The following is a 16,379-nucleotide window of genomic DNA, read 5'->3' as shown; positions in this document are numbered from 1 at the left end:
GCGACCGGGCCGGAAAGCCGTTTCGCCGCCTGGCTTTCCGTTGACACTTTCCGTTGACTTGGCCGCCGCGCACGGCTTTTTAGCAGCCCCATGATCGAGAAAAACTACCAGCCCGCCGATATCGAAGCCCGCATGTCCGTCGTCTGGGAGGACAGCCTTGCCTTCAAGGCAGGCCGTCCCGACCGGCGCGACGCCACCCCCTTCACCATCGTGATCCCGCCGCCGAACGTGACGGGCTCGTTGCACATGGGCCACGCGCTCAACAACACGCTTCAGGACGTGCTGTGCCGCTTCGAGCGCATGCGCGGCCGCGACGTGCTGTGGCAGCCTGGTACCGACCATGCCGGTATCGCGACCCAGATGGTGGTCGAGCGGCAGCTGATGGAGCGTCAGCAGCCCGGCCGCCGCGAGATGGGCCGCGAGAAATTCCTGGAGCGGGTCTGGGAGTGGAAGGCCGAGAGCGGCGACACCATCATCAACCAGCTCAAGCGGCTCGGCGCCTCCTGCGACTGGTCGCGTGAGCGCTTCACCATGGACGAGGGCCTGTCGAAGGCCGTCATCAAGGTGTTCGTCGAGCTCCACCGCGATGGCCTGATCTACAAGGACAAGCGGCTGGTCAACTGGGACCCGAAGCTGCTCACCGCGATCTCCGATCTCGAGGTGCAGCAGGTCGAGGTCAAGGGCAGCCTCTGGTATCTGCGCTATCCGATCGAGGGCAAGAGCTTCAGCCCCGACGATCCCGCGAGCTTCATCGTCGTCGCCACCACGCGCCCGGAGACCATGCTCGGCGATACCGGCGTTGCCGTGCATCCCGAGGACGAGCGCTATCAGAAGCTCGTCGGCAAGCACGTCATCCTGCCGCTCGTCGGCCGCAAGGTCAAAATCGTCGCCGACGATTACTCCGACCCCGAGAAGGGCTCGGGTGCGGTGAAGGTGACGCCGGCGCACGACTTCAACGATTTCGAGGTCGGCAAACGCCATGGCCTGCGCCAGATCAGCGTGCTCGACAAGGAGGGCTGCCTCGATCTCGTCGACAACGAGGATTACCTGCGCGACCTGCCGGAGGGCGCCTCGCAATTCGCCGCGGAATTCCACAATGTCGAGCGCTTCGCCGCGCGCAAGCGCATCGTCGAGCGGCTGGAGGCGTTCGGCTTCATCGAGCGCATCGAGCCGCACACCCACATGGTGCCGCATGGCGACCGCTCCGGCGTCGTGATCGAGCCCTTCCTCACCGACCAGTGGTACGTCGACGCCAAGACGCTCGCAAAGCCCGCCATCGCGGCGGTGCGGAACGGCGAGACGACCTTCGTGCCGAAGAACTGGGAGAAGACCTATTACGAGTGGATGGAGAACATCCAACCCTGGTGTATCTCGCGTCAGCTCTGGTGGGGCCATCAGATTCCGGCCTGGTACGGGCCGGACGGCAAGGTGTTCGTCGCCGAGACCGAGGAGGAGGCAGTCAGCCACGCGCTCGGCTACTACGCCGAGCAGGAGGTCATCACGCCGGAGCAGGGGCGCGAGATGGCGCTCGACCGCAACAAGCGCGAGGGCTTCATCACCCGCGACGAGGACGTGCTCGACACCTGGTTCTCCTCCGCGCTGTGGCCGTTCTCCACTCTCGGCTGGCCCGACGATACGCCGGAAGTGAAGCGCTACTACCCGACCGACGTGCTGGTCACCGGCTTCGACATCATCTTCTTCTGGGTCGCCCGGATGATGATGATGGGCCTGCACTTCATGAAGGAGGTGCCGTTCTCGACCGTCTACATCCACGCCCTCGTCCGTGACGAGAAGGGCGCCAAGATGTCGAAGTCGAAGGGCAACGTCATCGATCCCCTGCACCTGATCGACGAGTACGGCGCCGACGCGCTGCGCTTTACGCTCGCCGCGATGGCAGCCCAGGGGCGCGACATCAAGCTCGCGACCAGCCGCGTCGAAGGCTATCGCAATTTCGCGACCAAACTCTGGAATGCCTGCCGCTTCGCGGAGATGAACCAGTGCGTGGTGCCCGAGGGTTTTGAGCCCGCGAAAGCGACGCAGACCCTGAGCCGCTGGATCGCGCACGAGACCGCGCACACCACGCGCGAGGTGACGGAAGCGATCGAGGCCTATCGCTTCAACGATGCGGCGGGCGCGATCTACCGCTTCGTCTGGAACGTCTATTGCGACTGGTATGTCGAGCTCGCAAAGCCCGTGTTGCTCGGCCCGGATGGTCCGGCGAAGGCCGAGACCCGCGCGATGGTCGCCTGGGCGCGCGACGAGATTCTGAAGCTGCTGCACCCCTTCATGCCCTTCATCACCGAAGAGCTGTGGGAAGTGAGCGCCAAGCGCGAGGAGTTGCTGACGCTGGCGCCATGGCCGCTGAAGTCCGCCGGGCCGACGGCGGAAGAGCTCGCGATGGTCGCGGCATCGATGCCGAATGACGGGGCCTTCATGTCCCCGATGGTGCTGCCGATCTTCGACCACGCCGACTTCACCGATCCTGCGGCGGAAGCCGAGATCGGCTGGGTGATCGACCTGGTGACGCAGATCCGTTCGGTGCGCGCCGAGATGAACATCCCGCCGGCGACGCTGACGGCGCTGGTGCTGGCCGGCGCCTCCGCGGAGACGAAGGAGCGCGCGCCGCGCTGGACCGATGTCATCAAGCGCATGGCGCGGCTCTCGGACATCTCCTTCGCCGATCGCGCGCCTGACGGTGCCGTGCAGATCCTGGTGCGCGGCGAGGTCGCAGCGCTGCCGCTGAAGGGGGTGGTGGATCTCGCCGCCGAGCGCGTGCGTCTCGACAAGGAGATCGCCAAGGCCGATGCCGACATCAAGCGCGCCGAGTCCAAGCTGGCGAACGAGAAATTCGTCGCCAATGCGGCCGAAGAGGTCGTCGAGGAGGAGCGCGAAAAGCGCGAGGCCGCGCTGGCGCGCAAGGCGAAGCTGTTCGAGGCGCAGGAGCGGCTGAAGCAGGTGTCGTGATCTTTCGGTCATTCCGGGGCGATGCGCAGCATCGAACCCGGAATCTCGAGATTCCCCGAAGCGCAATTGCGCTCGGAGGTCTGGTCCTTCGGACCATCCCGGAATGACAGCTACCTCGGAAACGGCTTGCTCAAAAACTTCGAGCCCTTGACGCCGTAGCGCCAGGGCAGCTCGACCGCCTTGGTGAGGCCGATCCGGATGCCGATCGCGATCTCCTTGTCGCCGGTGCGCGCGTGCAATGCGATCGGCGGGCGGTCGAGGGGCAGGGCGTTGTGCGCAATCGTGATGCCAAGCGCTTCCGTCAGCTTGCCGGGTCCCGAGCATAATGCATGCACATCGACGAGATGGCGCCGGCGGCGCATCGCGGCAATCCCATGCGTCGGCTCCAGCGCGCGGATCAGGACGGCGCTGGCCGAGCCTTCCTCCTCGCAGACGAAGTTCACGCACCAATGGATGCCGTAGGAGCGGTAGACATAGGCAAAGCCGGGCGGGCCGAACATCACCCGGTTCCGCGGCGTCGGCCCGCGGTAGGAGTGCGCCGCCGGGTCGGTATGATGATAGGCCTCGACCTCGACGACAATCCCGCCGACGCCGTTCACCAGCAGTGTCGCGCCGATCAGGTCGGGCGCGACCTCGTGGACGCTGCGCGCGAAGAAGCCACGCTTCAGCGGCTTGCCCAGGGTGGGTGTGGAGGGCTTCGATTTTGGAGCCATTCGAGGTGAGAATCGCTAGACGACAGAGCAGGATATTGCCCATATCTGCCATGTTCCCTGAAGCGGCGCGAGCGGGTTGCGATGCCCTGCGATACCGACTAGGTAGGACCTGAACAGACCGGATACCCCATGGTCGTTATTGTCGACACCATCACCAACCCGCCGCGCCCGCGTCACCCGGAGAAAGTGAACCGGCCCGATGCCGCTTCGCCGCCGAAGCCGGACTGGATCCGCGTGCGCGCGCCGAACACCCGCGGCTATGCCGACACCCGCAACATCGTGCGGGCCAACGGCCTGCATACCGTGTGCGAGGAGGCGGGCTGCCCGAACATCGGCGAGTGCTGGGACAAGAAGCACGCCACCTTCATGATCATGGGCGACACCTGCACCCGCGCGTGCGCCTTCTGTAACGTCAAGACGGGCCTGCCCAACGCGCTCGACGCCGCCGAGCCGGAGCATGTAGCCGAGGCCACCGCCAAGCTGGGGCTCGCCCATGTCGTGATCACCTCGGTCGACCGCGACGATCTCGCCGATGGCGGTGCCGAGCATTTTGCCAAGACGATCCGCGCGATCCGCGCCGCCTGTCCCTCGACCACGATCGAGGTCCTGACGCCCGACTTCCTGCGCAAGGAGGGGGCGCTCGAGGTGGTGGCAGCGGCCAAGCCCGACGTCTTCAACCACAATCTCGAAACCGTGCCGTCGCGTTACCTGACGGTGAGGCCCGGCGCGCGTTATTTCCATTCGATCCGGCTGTTGCAGCGGGTGAAGGAGATCGACCCCACCATCTTCACCAAGTCCGGCATCATGGTCGGCCTGGGCGAGGAGCGCCACGAGGTGCTCCAGGTGATGGACGATCTGCGCTCCGCCGAGGTCGACTTCCTGACCATCGGCCAGTATCTCCAGCCGACCCGCAAGCACCACGCCGTGATGCGCTACGTGCCGCCGGATGAGTTCGGCTCATATGAAAAGGTCGCCTACACCAAGGGGTTCCTGATGGTGTCGGCGAGCCCGTTGACCCGTTCGTCGCATCACGCAGGTGACGATTTCGCGAGACTGAAGGCAGCGCGGGCGGCTCACGCCCGCTGACGTCATATGCACCGAGTTTCGAGCAAGCACCGCGTCAACCATAGCGCGCCAGAGATGTTCGATCTGGTCGCCGATGTCGAGCGCTACCCGGAATTCGTGCCGCTGTGCAGCGCGCTGAAGGTGCGCCAGCGGGTTGCAAAACCCGATGGCACCGAGGTGCTGGTTGCCGACATGACGGTGTCGTTCAAGCTGGTCAAGGAATCCTTCACCAGCCGTGTGACGCTTGATCGCGCCAATCTGAAGATCATGGTCGAGTACCTGCAGGGGCCCTTCAGCAAGCTCGAAAACCGCTGGACCTTCGAGCCGAAGGGCGAGGGGGTCTGCGACGTCGGCTTCTTTCTGTCCTACGAGTTCAGGAGCCGCATGCTCGCGATGCTGATGGGCTCGATGTTCGACGCCGCCTTTGCACGCTTCTCCGCCGCGTTCGAGAAGCGGGCAGACGCGATCTACGGCCGGCGGAAGATCGCATCGTCCTGATCAATCTACCGCCTTGACGATGTCAGGCGGTTGCGACGCGTAGTAGGCGGCAGCCTCGTCGATCTCCTGCGGCGTCATCGCGCGCGCGATGTTGCGCATCTGCTGGCTGATGTCGTTGCGCCGATCGCCACCGGCGAACGCCCGTAGCTGGGCCTTCATATAGGCCTCCGATTGGCCTTCGAGCCAAGGGCTGCCGACCTTGTTGTCGAGGCTGCCATGGCAGGAGCCGCAGGGTGCGATCCCCCGCATGGGCGCGCCGTAGATCACGATGTTGGGCTTCGGCAGTTGCGGTGTCGGATGATAGGCCGGCAGCCGCGGCAGAAAGGCGTAGTAAAGGGCGAGGTCGCCCATTTCCTGATCGGTCAGGCCGGTCGCAAACGGCGACATCACCGCGTTGGTGCGCGCGCCGGAACGGAAGTCGTGCAGCTCCTTGTAGATGACGGCGGCATATTGGCCGGCAAGATTGGGCGAATCCGCTCGGCTGATGCCGGTCGGACCGTGGCAGATCGCGCAGCGCTGTGCGAGCGTGGCGCCGCGTCCGATCGCTTCCTGGTTCGGACGTGACAGCGTGTGCGAGGTCAGCACGACCTCCGACAGGCGTTTGTCCTGCGCCTGCGCAGCAGCCGCCGCGGAGCGTTGCGGCACGCCGGCTGCGCTGCAGATCGCATCCCAGACATTGGCGAACTGAACCCAGGGCTGCGCGAACGGCAGCACGATGAAGCCGACAATCGCCGTTACAACGAAGATTGCAGCGGTGATACCGATGCTCGTCTTGAAATGGCGGTTGGTGAGGGTGAAAAGGTCGCGCGCACTCATCACTGCGCTCCCACATACACGGCCGGCACCGACGTGCCTTCGGTCAGTGCCAGCGTCAGGATCGGGTAGCCATAGTTGGTGATGGTGAGCCCGATCATCAGCGCCACCCACAGCGCGTGCGTGTTGAGCGCTAGCGGAACGGTCGCTGGCTGATGCACCGCGAGGCTGAAGCGATACGCGCCGGCCTCGACCGCAGGCGAGCGCATGCCGCGCGCCAGAATGACCAGGAAGAGAATGCCTGATGTCAGCAGGGTGAAGCCGCCGATGGCAGAGAACGTAACCGAGAGCGCCTGGGGCGCGATCGCGGGATCGGCGAAATCGAAATAGGCCATGCGGCGCGGCATGCCCAGGATGCCGACCCAGTGCCACGGGAAGGTGGTGATGATCATGCCGATGAACCACAGCCAGAGCTGGGTACGGATGAGGCGGAGATCGACGAACTCACGGCCCGTGAGATGCGGCCACAAATCATAGGCTATCGCGAAATACATGATCACGATGGCGCCGCCGAAGATCAGGTGGAAGTGGCCGGTGATCCATTGCGTGTTGTGGATCGAGCTGTCGAGCTGATAGCTCATGTTGATCAGGCCACCGGCGCCGCCGAAACCGAGCATCACGAAGGAGAAGGCGAGCGCCAGCATCATCGGATTGTCCCACGGCAGCGCCCGCATCCAGCCGAACAGGCCGTGACCACCGCGCAGGCGCGCTGCAATCTCGACGGAGGCGCAGATCGTGAAGACGGTCAGAAGCGTCGGCAGCGCGACCAGCGCGGTGAACGCGGAATGGACGAACTTGAAGCCGGCGCCGACCTGCGGATCGCCGAATGTATGGTGCATGCCGATCGGCATTGCCACCACCAGGAACAGAATGAAGGCGATCCGCGCCATGGTGTCGGAGTAGACGCGGCCGCCGATCGCGCGGGGCACGATGGCGTAATAGGCGATGTAGGTCGGCACCAGCCAGAAATAGACGATGGCGTGCAGCGTCCAGGAGAAGAACACGCGGGCAAGACCGGCGTCGATCGTGGCCTTCAGGCCGACCGCGACGGGGATGATCTGGAGCAATAGCTCGAGCGCGGCGCCAACCGCGGTCCAGGCCCAGAGATAGGAGCCCGCGACATTGGCGAACATCGCCAGCGGCACCGGCTTGCCGGGATTGGCCCCTTTCCAGACACGCAGATTGATCGACATCAGCGCGACCCAGATCCAGGACCCGACGACGACCAGCACGACGCCGACGTAGTAGAAGGGGCTGCCGATCAGCGGCGGATAGAAGGTGTAGAGCACGGAGGCGCGGCCGAGCGCGACCGGGATCATCGCCATGATGCTGCCGCCGACGATCAGCCAGAATCCGGCCCAGGCCCAGCGTACGCCGACCAGGCGCTGCTCCAGCGCGGACTCGCTGATCGCATAGCCAAATCCCATCGCGACCAGGGTCGGGAAGACGTAGCCCATGACTGTGCCGTGCGCAGTCAGCGAGCGGTAGTAGAGCTCGGGATTGGAAAGCCAGGTCCCGAGCGGGCTGCGGATGAACATCTGCCAGGCGCCGAGCGTGAGCGCCACGCCGAACACGGCGAAAGCCAGCCAGAAATGGGCGAGGACCAGCTTCCTATTGGCCAACACAGCTCAGCCTCCCGCTGCTCTTTGCAAGCTCCGCGAACTTCGCCTTGTCGATCACCCTGACCTTGCCCCACATGCCTTCATGACCGAAGCTGCAAAACTCCTGGCAGGGCATCAGATAGTCGCCGGTCCGCTCAAAGCGCATGAGTTGCTCGGAGACGTAGCCCGGCACCAGCATGGTGTTGATGTTGGTACCCTGGATCAGGATACCGTGGACCACGTCGGCGCTGGTGGCGCGCAACGTGATCGGCGTCTCGGCCGGCACCAGCAGGCAGGCGGGCGTGAAGGAATATTGCTGGCCGATCGCGCGCACCGTCACCGCGCCATTGGACTCCAGCACGCTGCCGAGATTGCTTTCGACGAATTCTCCTGAAAGATGCAGCCGCGACGGATCAGTGGTCTCGACGCGCGCCTGCGGCATGGTGGCGCGATGGATGCCGGCAATCGCCGCGATCACCGCCATCGCGACGATAATGATGACAGAGAGGGTCGCCCATCGCCGCTCGGTGCGCCGCGCAATCTCGGCGCCCTGATGTCCCGTGTCCTGTGCGCTCATTGCAGCGCCCCGCGCGGCAGGAAGACGAAGAGATAGAAAGCGAACCACATCATGACCACGCAGGCGGTTGCAATGCCGGCGAGCGCGATTGCGCCGGACGGCCCTCGCGCGACGACCTCGTCGACAGCCTGGTCGGCGGCGGCAGAGCTGGTCGGTGGATCAGAGTTGATCATGGCGCGTCTCAATTGAGGGGAGCGGAGCGCAGCTCGTTGGCCTCGCGCGCCGACACCGGCGTGCCGCGATTGCCCCAGGCCGTGCGGATATAAGAGACGACGGCGGCGATCTCGTTGTCCGAGAGCAAGCCGGCAAAGGGCGGCATGCCATAGGGCATTGGATTGCCCTCAGTGCCGGGCGGATAGCCGCCGTTGAGCACCATGCGGATCGGATTGACTGCCGATTGCATTTCGATCGACTGATTGTTGGCGAGCGGCGGCCAGTGTGGCGGCTTGCCTTCGCCCTGCGCGCCGTGACAGCTCGCACAGTTCTTGTCATAGACGGTCTTGCCGAGGCTGATGAGCAAGCTGCTTTCGGTCGTCGGCAGCGCCGAGCTCGCCGGCGGCGGAGGTGAGGGCTCCGAGATGCCCTTCAGGTAGACCGCCATCGCCCTGGTGTCCTCGTCGCTGAGATATTGCAGGCTGTTGTGCACGACCTCGGCCATGGGACCATAGACCACGCCGCGGGCCGAGACGCCGGTCTGGAGCAGGTCGGTGATGTCCTTGATGCTCCAGTCGCCGAGCCCGGCCTCGCGGTTGGACGTGAGCGAGGGCGCGTACCAGTTCTGCATCGGAATCAGCCCGCCCTTGAAGGCGTCCGACTGCGAGGTGCCGCCGAGCGCGTTGATCGGCGAATGGCACATGCCGCAATGGCCGAGACCCTCGACCAGATAGGCACCGCGATTCCACTCGGCGGACTTGGTCGGATCGGGCTTGAATTCGCCCTCGTTGAAGAACAGCGTGCGCCAGCCGAGAATGAGCTGGCGATTGGAATAGGGGAAGCGAAGGTCGTGTTCCCGGTTCCTCTGGTTCACGGGCGGGATCGACTTCAAATACGCGAAGATCGCCTCGCTATCGGCCCGCGTGACTTTTGTGTACGAGGCGAACGGCATCGCCGGATACATCAACCCGCCATCCGGAAAGCGGCCGGTGTGCATTGCTTTGTAAAAGTCCTCCGCGGTCCATTTGCCGATACCGGTCTCCCGATCCGGCGTGATGTTCGACGAGTACAACGTGCCGAAAGGCGTCGGCATGGCGCGCCCGCCGGCGAAAGTGCGGCCCTCGGGTGCCGTGTGGCAGGCGATGCAGTCGCCGGCGCGCGCCAGATACTCGCCGCGTGCCACGATGTTGTCGCTGGGCGGGCTGGCCTTCTGCTGCGCCTGGGCAGATCCGACGAAGACCGACAACAGCAGAGCGGCCAGGATTCGTGAACGCGATGGCATCCTCGTCTCCTCAATCCGGTTCGCTACCGCAGGCGAAGGGCAGCACGTAGGTGCCCTTCGGCGCCGGAGCGGCATTCACTGGCGCCGGGTGGTTCGCCAGCCATGCCGCGACGGCCGTGACGTCCTCCTCTGTGAGGCGGGCGGCCACCTGCTGCATGCAGTCCGGCGCCTTCGCAGTGCGGGTGCCATACCGCCATGCTCCGAGTTGAGCGCTGATGTAGTTCGGACGCAACCCGAGCAGGCCCGGAATTCCCGGCTCCATGCCGGTCAAGGCTGGGCCATGGCAGCTGCCGCACGCCGGTATCTGGCGCTGGGGATCGCCGCGCGTCACCAGTGACTGACCGCGCTGGAGAACCTCCTGGCTGGCATCGGTGGCTGCGACGGGCGGCAGCGCTGGATGCTGATCGGCGAAGTAGTCCGCCATCTGCTGGAGGTAGGGATCGGTGAGGAATTCCAGCAGATAGTTCATCGGCGGGTACTTCCGCCGGCCACTCTTGAACGCAAGAAGCTGGTTGTAGAGATAGCCGGCCGGCTTGCCCGCAAGCCGCGGGAAATAGACGTCGCTGGTGCCTTCGCCCTTGTTACCGTGGCAGGGCGTACAGGCCTCGACGCGCGCCGCCATCGTGTCGGGCGGCTGATTAGCCGCTTGAGCGGTCGCAAAATCGCAAGCGGCCAAGTACAGGACGATTGAGACCGCGCAGCGAGAGAACACGTTGCCGCCCTCCCGAATGTGGCGTCGGGTTGATTCCCGACGCGCAACTTTAGAGCGCCATTATTGCGGTTATGTGGGCAGGCGCAAGCTGGACCGTGACAGCGATGTTGCGGCGCGCGTCTAGCGTACGAGGCGCGAGCGCTTTTGACAAAAGTCGATCGAGATTTGATCGGAAGATCGCCATCAACCCCGTGGCGGCCTGCGCCGCTTGACCGCGCCACGGCGCGGCGAGCGCGCCACCCGCGGACGCAGGCGGCTGGCGGCTTCGCGGCGCGGCTTTGCGGCGGCTTGCGGGCCGCGGGCGAGGTCCATCAGCATGCGCAGAGCCTCGACGACCGAGCGTAGCCGTACGGCGGTGCGGCCGATCGCGCCAAATCGGTGCTCGCGATGGATGATGCGGCCATCGCGCGCGGCGGCGGCAAAGTGGACGAGCCCGACCGGCTTGCCGGGCGTCGCGCCGCCGGGGCCGGCGATGCCGGTGATGGCGACCGCAAGATCGACGCCGGCGCGCTCCAGCGCACCGACCGCCATCGCGGTCGCGGTCTCCTTGCTGACAGCGCCGAAATTCAACAGCGTGCTCGCCTCGACGCCGAGCATCGCGCGCTTGGCGTCATTGGAATAGGTGACGAAGCCGCGGTCGATGACGTCGGAGGAACCTGGAATGTCCGTCAGCGCGCCGGCGACGAGGCCGCCGGTGCAGGACTCGGCGGTCGCGATCGTCAGCTTGCGCATCCGGCACAGATCGAGCAGCGAGCGGGAGAGGGCGCGTGCGTCGCTGCCGCCCATGGCCTAGACGCTCCAGGGAAGGCGGATGGTGGCGCTCGCGGTCGCCGCGATGCCTTCCTCGCGGCCGGTGAAACCGAGCCGCTCGCTGGTCGTGGCCTTCACCGCGACGCGCGAGATGTCGACGCCGGAGATTTCTGCGATCCGCGCGCGCATGGTGTCGCGCAAGGGACCGATCTTCGGCCGCTCGCAGATCAGCGTCACCTCGAGATTGGCGACGCGGCCCCCGCGCTGCGTAACGCGCTCGATGGCGTATTTCAGGAACTGGTCGGAGGAGGCGCCCTTCCACTTGGGATCGCTCGGCGGGAAGTGCGAACCGATGTCGCCGTCGGCGAGCGCGCCGAGGATGGCATCGACCAGCGCATGCAGGCCGACATCGCCGTCGGAGTGGGCCAGGAAGCCCTTGCTGTGCGGCACGCGGACGCCGCAGATCATGACGTGGTCGCCTTCACCGAAGGCATGCACGTCGTAGCCGGTCCCGGTCCTGATGTCGCCGAGCTGGCTGGCGAGGCGCGCTTCCTCGCGGACGAAGTCTTCGGGGGTAGTGAGCTTCATGTTTGCAACATCGCCTTCAAAGGTTGCGACCGTCAATCCCGCCCATTCGGCGATCGCCGCGTCATCTGTGAAATCAGTGCGTCCGTCCTTCGCCGCGCGACGATGCGCGTCGAGGATGACATCGAAACGAAAGGATTGCGGCGTCTGCGCGATCCGCAAGCGCGCGCGGTCCGGCGTTGCCTCGATCTGCCCGGCCGCGCCGACCAGCTTGACGGTGTCGTTGACAGCGATCGCGGGGATCGCGGCACTGTGGCGGCTGGCGGCTTCGATCGCGCGGGAGATCAGGGCCTGCGAGACGAAGGGGCGCGCTGCATCGTGGATCAGGACGAGATCCGGCTTGTGCGGGGCGAGCGCCTCAAGGCCGGCGAGCACGGAGGCCTGGCGCGTCGCGCCACCGCTGGTCGGGGGCTCGTGGCGCAGGCCTTGGACCGCAGCCGTGAACATGGCGCTGTCATCTGGGTTCAAGACCGGCTGCACCAGCGCGACGTCGGGGTGATTGCTAAAGGACTCCATGGCGCGAAAGATCACCGGCACGCCGCCGATCGCGCGGTATTGCTTCGGTCCGCCAGCACCTGCGCGAAGCCCGCGCCCGGCCGCCACGAGAACAACTGCGGTCCGCTCTGATTTCGCCATAGCGCTTAAATACTCAATTGGTAGTGATGATCGGGAAGAGGGCTGATTTTGGCATGCCTCTAGCACGGTCACCGCGGAAGAACACCGGTGATTGCCGGATTGTCGGTAACAGCTTTTTGCTGCACTGCACTTGAAAGATTGCAAGAACTGTCTAAACTGTAGGCATGACGCTTGACTGCACAAGAATTGTGCGCAAGATAGGTCATGGCAGGCGCGATGAGGCGCCGCCTTTGAGACGAGACGTCCGTGACCGGCCCGGTAGGATTAGGCGCTAAGCCATTGAAAATAGGCGATATTGATGTCGCCAACCCGGTCTTCCTGGCGCCCATGTCGGGGGTGACCGATTCCCCCTTCCGGCGTCTGGCTGCGGAGCTTGGGGCAGGTCTCGTTGTGTCCGAAATGACCGCCAGCGACGAGCTCGCCAATGGCCATAGAATGTCCCGGTTGCGTTGCGAGGCGACTGGCCTCGGCCCGCATGTGGTGCAGCTTGCCGGCTGCGAGGCCCACTGGATGGCGGAGGGCGCCCGGATCGCGGAAGCGGAAGGCGCCGACATCATCGACATCAACATGGGCTGTCCGGCCCGCCACGTCACCGGCGGACAGTCCGGCTCAGCGCTGATGCGCGACCTCGACCATGCCTTGCGCCTGATCGAGGCGACGATCGCGGCTGTGAAGGTTCCGGTCACGCTGAAGATGCGCCTCGGCTGGGACGACCGCACCCGCAATGCGCCGGAACTGGCGCGGCGGGCGGAGGCCGCCGGCGTCAGGCTGATCACCGTGCACGGCCGCACCCGCTGCCAGTTCTACAAGGGCGAGGCCGATTGGGATGCCGTGCGCGATGTCCGCGCGGCGATTTCCGTTCCGCTGGTGGTCAACGGCGACGTCACCTCATTCGAAAAGGCCGTGGCTGCGCTGGGGGCTTCCGGCGCCGACGCCGTCATGATCGGCCGCGGCGCGCAAGGCCAGCCCTGGCTGCCCGGCCAGATCGGCCGGCGCCTCCAGGGCGGGGCGGAGGAGGCCGCGCCCTCGCTGACCGAGCAACTCCATTATGCCCGCACGCTCTATGAGGGCGTCTGCGATCTCTATGGCTTGCGCATCGGCCTCAGGCATGCGCGCAAGCATCTCGGCTGGGCGCTCGACGTCGCCGCGCATCTCAGCCGCGCGCCGGCCGAGAAGCTGAAGGCGTGGCGCCAGAACATCCTCACATCCGAGGATCCGCGGGCCGTTCATCTCTCGCTGCAAGATGCCTTCGACGACTTCGCATGGAGCGCTGCTGCATGAGCTCAGCCGCTGAACATCGTCGGCCAATGCCGTCAAACGGCGATGCAATCCTCGACGCACTGCCCAATCCAGTGCTGCTGATCGGGCCGGACGGCAAGATCATCGACGCCAATATCGCGACGGAAGCGTTCTTCGAGATTTCGACCCAGTTCCTGAAGCGCCAGTCGCTCAAGGAGCTGGTACCGTTCGGCAGCCCGCTCCTCGCATTGATCGACCAGGTGCGCTCGTCGAACTCACCGATCAACGAATACAAGGTCGATCTGGGCACGCCGCGGATGGGAGGCGACCGCCAGGTCGATCTGCATGTCGCCCCGCTCACCGAGCGGCCCGGCTACATCGTGGTGATGCTCCAGGAGCGCACCATCGCCGACAAGATGGACCGCCAGCTCACTCATCGCAGCGCCGCACGCTCGGTGATCGCGCTCGCCGCGATGCTCGCGCATGAGATCAAGAACCCGCTCTCCGGCATCCGCGGTGCCGCCCAGCTCCTCGAGCAGCAGGCCTCCTCGGAAGACCGCATGCTGACGCGGCTGATCTGCGACGAGGCCGACCGCATCGTCACGCTGGTCGACCGCATGGAAGTGTTCGGCGACGAACGGCCCGTCGTGCGCGGTCCGGTCAACATCCATTCCGTGCTCGACCACGTGAAGCGCCTCGCGCAATCCGGCTTTGCCCGCAACATCCGCTTCATCGAGGACTACGATCCCTCGCTGCCGCCGGTGCTCGCGAACCAGGACCAGCTCATCCAGGTGTTCCTCAATCTGGTGAAGAACGCCGCTGAGGCCCTGATCGACGTGCCCGACGCCGAGATCCAGCTCACCACCGCCTTTCGTCCCGGCGTGCGCCTGTCAGTGCCCGGTCAAAAATCCCGGGTATCCCTGCCGCTCGAATTCTGCGTCAAGGACAACGGACCGGGCGTGCCCGATGATCTTCTGCCCAACCTGTTCGATCCCTTCGTGACCACCAAGCAGACCGGCAGCGGTCTCGGCTTGGCGCTGGTCGCAAAAATCGTCGGAGATCACGGTGGCATCATCGAATGCGAGTCTCAGCCGCGCAAGACCACCTTCCGCGTGCTGATGCCGATGTACTCGACCTCCATCAAACACGCCGATCAAAGCAGTCGCGCCGACTCTGCCGGGAAGCCGTCGCCTGCGTCACAGGGGGCAAAATGAGGATTGAATATGCCCGCAGGTAGCATTCTCGTTGCTGATGACGATACCGCCATCCGCACGGTTCTTAATCAGGCTCTGTCCCGGGCAGGGTACGAAGTCAGGCTGACCGGCAACGCCGCCACGCTGTGGCGCTGGGTCAGCCAGGGCGAGGGCGATCTCGTGATCACCGACGTGGTGATGCCGGATGAAAACGCCTTCGACCTGCTGCCGCGCATCAAGAAGATGCGGCCGAACCTGCCGGTCATCGTGATGAGCGCGCAGAACACGTTCATGACGGCGATCCGGGCCTCCGAGCGCGGGGCTTACGAATATCTGCCGAAACCCTTCGACCTGAAGGAGCTGATCGCGATCGTCGGCCGGGCGCTGGCCGAGCCGAAGGAGCGGACATCGAGCCCGGACGAAGATGCGGAGATGGAAGCGATCCCGCTGGTCGGCCGCTCGCCGGCAATGCAGGAAATCTACCGCGTGCTCGCGCGTCTCATGCAGACCGACCTCACCGTGATGATCACGGGCGAGTCCGGCACCGGCAAGGAGCTGGTGGCGCGCGCGCTGCACGACTACGGCAAGCGCCGCAACGGTCCGTTCGTCGCCGTCAACATGGCGGCGATCCCGCGCGACCTCATTGAATCCGAGCTGTTCGGACATGAGCGCGGCGCGTTCACCGGCGCCAACACCCGTGCCTCCGGTCGCTTCGAGCAGGCCGAGGGCGGCACGCTGTTCCTGGACGAGATCGGCGACATGCCGATGGAAGCACAGACGCGCCTGTTGCGCGTGCTCCAGCAGGGCGAATACACCACCGTCGGCGGCCGCACCCCGATCAAGACCGACGTGCGCATCGTCGCGGCCTCCAACAAGGACCTGCGCGTCCTGATCCAGCAGGGACTGTTCCGCGAGGACCTGTTCTTCCGCCTCAACGTCGTGCCGCTGCGTCTGCCGCCGCTGCGCGAGCGCATCGAGGACCTGCCGGATCTCGTGCGTCACTTCTTTGCACTCGCCGAAAAGGACGGCCTGCCGCCGAAGAAGTTAGATGCGCTGGCACTGGAGCGGATGAAGCAGCACCGTTGGCCCGGCAACGTGCGCGAGCTCGAAAACCTCGCGCGGCGCCTCGCTGCTCTCTATCCGCAGGATGTGATCACGGGCTCCGTCATTGACGGCGAGCTCGCGCCGCCCTCGGTCAGCCCGGGTGCCGCCGTCCAGCAGGGCGTCGACAATCTCGGCGGGGCCGTGGAGGCGTATCTATCCACGCACTTCCAGGGTTTTCCCAACGGCATGCCGCCGCCCGGCCTCTATCACCGCATTCTCAAGGAGATCGAGATCCCGCTGCTCACCGCAGCCCTTGCCGCCACCCGCGGCAACCAGATTCGGGCCGCGGACCTGCTCGGTCTGAATCGCAACACGCTGCGCAAGAAGATCCGGGATCTCGACATCCAGGTCTATCGGAGCGGAGGCTAGTCCTCATCGACGGTCATTCCGGGGCGGTCCGACAGGACCGAGCCCGGAATCTCGAGATTCCCCAATGCGCAATTGCGCATTGGGGTTCGCTGCTTCGCATCGCTCCGGAATGGCTGCCCAGGCGG

General features: G+C 65.4%; 15 protein-coding genes. 6 read left to right on the top strand and 9 right to left on the bottom strand.

Annotation, left to right across the window (positions count from 1 at the left end):
* Positions 1-90: 90 nt before the first annotated feature.
* Positions 91-2,964 carry a valine--tRNA ligase gene (locus Q2941_RS20060; protein WP_458193509.1) on the top strand — a complete coding sequence of 958 codons (2,874 nt, stop codon included), beginning with the start codon at positions 91-93 and terminating at the stop codon, positions 2,962-2,964.
* A gap of 110 nt (positions 2,965-3,074) precedes the next feature.
* Here the strand turns inward: Q2941_RS20060 and Q2941_RS20055 are convergent, their stop codons facing one another.
* Positions 3,075-3,677: a DNA-3-methyladenine glycosylase gene (locus tag Q2941_RS20055; protein WP_458193508.1), complete on the bottom strand. Its 603-nt coding sequence runs from the start codon at positions 3,675-3,677 to the stop codon at positions 3,075-3,077.
* A gap of 129 nt (positions 3,678-3,806) precedes the next feature.
* On the opposite strand from Q2941_RS20055, the gene lipA reads away from it, so the two are divergent.
* Positions 3,807-4,763, top strand: coding sequence for a lipoyl synthase (gene lipA, locus Q2941_RS20050; RefSeq protein ID WP_458193507.1), 957 nt, complete (start codon positions 3,807-3,809; stop codon positions 4,761-4,763).
* Between the two features lie 6 nt (positions 4,764-4,769).
* Positions 4,770-5,240, top strand: a complete 471-nt coding sequence (locus Q2941_RS20045; RefSeq protein WP_027523251.1) for a type II toxin-antitoxin system RatA family toxin — start codon at positions 4,770-4,772, stop codon at positions 5,238-5,240.
* On the opposite strand, the gene Q2941_RS20040 is transcribed toward Q2941_RS20045, so the two are convergent.
* The 8 genes from Q2941_RS20040 to Q2941_RS20005 all read right to left on the bottom strand — a co-directional run bounded on the left by Q2941_RS20040 (position 5,241) and on the right by Q2941_RS20005 (position 12,349).
* Positions 5,241-6,056, bottom strand: coding sequence for a c-type cytochrome (locus Q2941_RS20040; RefSeq protein ID WP_458193506.1), 816 nt, complete (start codon positions 6,054-6,056; stop codon positions 5,241-5,243).
* On the bottom strand, positions 6,056-7,678 hold the full coding sequence (locus Q2941_RS20035) for a b(o/a)3-type cytochrome-c oxidase subunit 1 (RefSeq protein ID WP_027523253.1): 1,623 nt from the start codon (positions 7,676-7,678) through the stop codon (positions 6,056-6,058). The genes Q2941_RS20040 and Q2941_RS20035 overlap by 1 nt, the downstream gene beginning before the upstream one ends.
* Positions 7,665-8,231: a cupredoxin domain-containing protein gene (locus tag Q2941_RS20030; RefSeq protein WP_027523254.1), complete on the bottom strand. Its 567-nt coding sequence runs from the start codon at positions 8,229-8,231 to the stop codon at positions 7,665-7,667. Before Q2941_RS20030 ends, Q2941_RS20035 begins: the two co-directional genes overlap by 14 nt.
* Entirely contained in the window at positions 8,228-8,404 is a 177-nt protein-coding gene (locus Q2941_RS20025) for a hypothetical protein (protein ID WP_027523255.1), read from the bottom strand. The genes Q2941_RS20030 and Q2941_RS20025 overlap by 4 nt, the downstream gene beginning before the upstream one ends.
* Before the next feature lie 8 nt (positions 8,405-8,412).
* Positions 8,413-9,666 carry a cytochrome c gene (locus Q2941_RS20020; protein WP_027523256.1) on the bottom strand — a complete coding sequence of 418 codons (1,254 nt, stop codon included), beginning with the start codon at positions 9,664-9,666 and terminating at the stop codon, positions 8,413-8,415.
* 10 nt (positions 9,667-9,676) lie between these two features.
* Positions 9,677-10,378, bottom strand: a complete 702-nt coding sequence (locus Q2941_RS20015; protein ID WP_027523257.1) for a c-type cytochrome — start codon at positions 10,376-10,378, stop codon at positions 9,677-9,679.
* 183 nt (positions 10,379-10,561) lie between these two features.
* Positions 10,562-11,164 (bottom strand): CinA family protein, encoded by a 603-nt coding sequence (locus Q2941_RS20010; protein WP_254112393.1) that lies wholly within the window; start codon positions 11,162-11,164, stop codon positions 10,562-10,564.
* Between the two features lie 3 nt (positions 11,165-11,167).
* Positions 11,168-12,349 carry a bifunctional 2-C-methyl-D-erythritol 4-phosphate cytidylyltransferase/2-C-methyl-D-erythritol 2,4-cyclodiphosphate synthase gene (locus Q2941_RS20005; RefSeq protein WP_027523259.1) on the bottom strand — a complete coding sequence of 394 codons (1,182 nt, stop codon included), beginning with the start codon at positions 12,347-12,349 and terminating at the stop codon, positions 11,168-11,170.
* A gap of 279 nt (positions 12,350-12,628) precedes the next feature.
* Here Q2941_RS20005 and dusB point away from each other — a divergent pair, with 279 nt between their 5' ends.
* Genes dusB through ntrC form a run of 3 tightly spaced genes read left to right on the top strand, consistent with a single transcriptional unit; the run spans position 12,629 to position 16,254 of the window.
* Positions 12,629-13,630: a tRNA dihydrouridine synthase DusB gene (gene dusB / locus Q2941_RS20000; RefSeq protein ID WP_084801452.1), complete on the top strand. Its 1,002-nt coding sequence runs from the start codon at positions 12,629-12,631 to the stop codon at positions 13,628-13,630.
* Complete coding sequence (locus tag Q2941_RS19995; RefSeq protein WP_458193505.1) at positions 13,627-14,802, top strand: two-component system sensor histidine kinase NtrB; 1,176 nt, start codon at positions 13,627-13,629, stop codon at positions 14,800-14,802. The genes dusB and Q2941_RS19995 overlap by 4 nt, the downstream gene beginning before the upstream one ends.
* A gap of 9 nt (positions 14,803-14,811) precedes the next feature.
* The gene (gene ntrC, locus Q2941_RS19990; protein ID WP_458193504.1) at positions 14,812-16,254 is read left to right on the top strand and encodes a nitrogen regulation protein NR(I); all 1,443 of its coding nucleotides are present in this window, start codon (positions 14,812-14,814) and stop codon (positions 16,252-16,254) included.
* Positions 16,255-16,379 lie beyond the last annotated feature (125 nt).

It is taken from the genome of Bradyrhizobium sp. UFLA05-153, assembly GCF_054185185.1.
The sequence above is the reverse complement of the archived record's forward strand: the minus strand, read 5'-3'. Positions and strand labels throughout refer to the sequence as shown.

What these genes read in the sequence shown, in the direction of transcription:
- Q2941_RS20045 (WP_027523251.1), top strand. Translation starts at nt 4,770, where the DNA reads ATGCACCGAGTTTCGAGCAAGCACCGCGTCAACCATAGCGCGCCAGAG.
- Q2941_RS20060 (WP_458193509.1), top strand. Translation starts at nt 91, where the DNA reads ATGATCGAGAAAAACTACCAGCCCGCCGATATCGAAGCCCGCATGTCC.
- Q2941_RS19995 (WP_458193505.1), top strand. Translation starts at nt 13,627, where the DNA reads ATGAGCTCAGCCGCTGAACATCGTCGGCCAATGCCGTCAAACGGCGAT.
- Q2941_RS20030 (WP_027523254.1), bottom strand. Translation starts at nt 8,231, where the DNA reads ATGAGCGCACAGGACACGGGACATCAGGGCGCCGAGATTGCGCGGCGC.
- Q2941_RS20040 (WP_458193506.1), bottom strand. Translation starts at nt 6,056, where the DNA reads ATGAGTGCGCGCGACCTTTTCACCCTCACCAACCGCCATTTCAAGACG.
- Q2941_RS20020 (WP_027523256.1), bottom strand. Translation starts at nt 9,666, where the DNA reads ATGCCATCGCGTTCACGAATCCTGGCCGCTCTGCTGTTGTCGGTCTTC.
- ntrC (WP_458193504.1), top strand. Translation starts at nt 14,812, where the DNA reads ATGCCCGCAGGTAGCATTCTCGTTGCTGATGACGATACCGCCATCCGC.
- Q2941_RS20005 (WP_027523259.1), bottom strand. Translation starts at nt 12,349, where the DNA reads ATGGCGAAATCAGAGCGGACCGCAGTTGTTCTCGTGGCGGCCGGGCGC.
- Q2941_RS20025 (WP_027523255.1), bottom strand. Translation starts at nt 8,404, where the DNA reads ATGATCAACTCTGATCCACCGACCAGCTCTGCCGCCGCCGACCAGGCT.
- Q2941_RS20055 (WP_458193508.1), bottom strand. Translation starts at nt 3,677, where the DNA reads ATGGCTCCAAAATCGAAGCCCTCCACACCCACCCTGGGCAAGCCGCTG.
- Q2941_RS20010 (WP_254112393.1), bottom strand. Translation starts at nt 11,164, where the DNA reads ATGGGCGGCAGCGACGCACGCGCCCTCTCCCGCTCGCTGCTCGATCTG.
- lipA (WP_458193507.1), top strand. Translation starts at nt 3,807, where the DNA reads ATGGTCGTTATTGTCGACACCATCACCAACCCGCCGCGCCCGCGTCAC.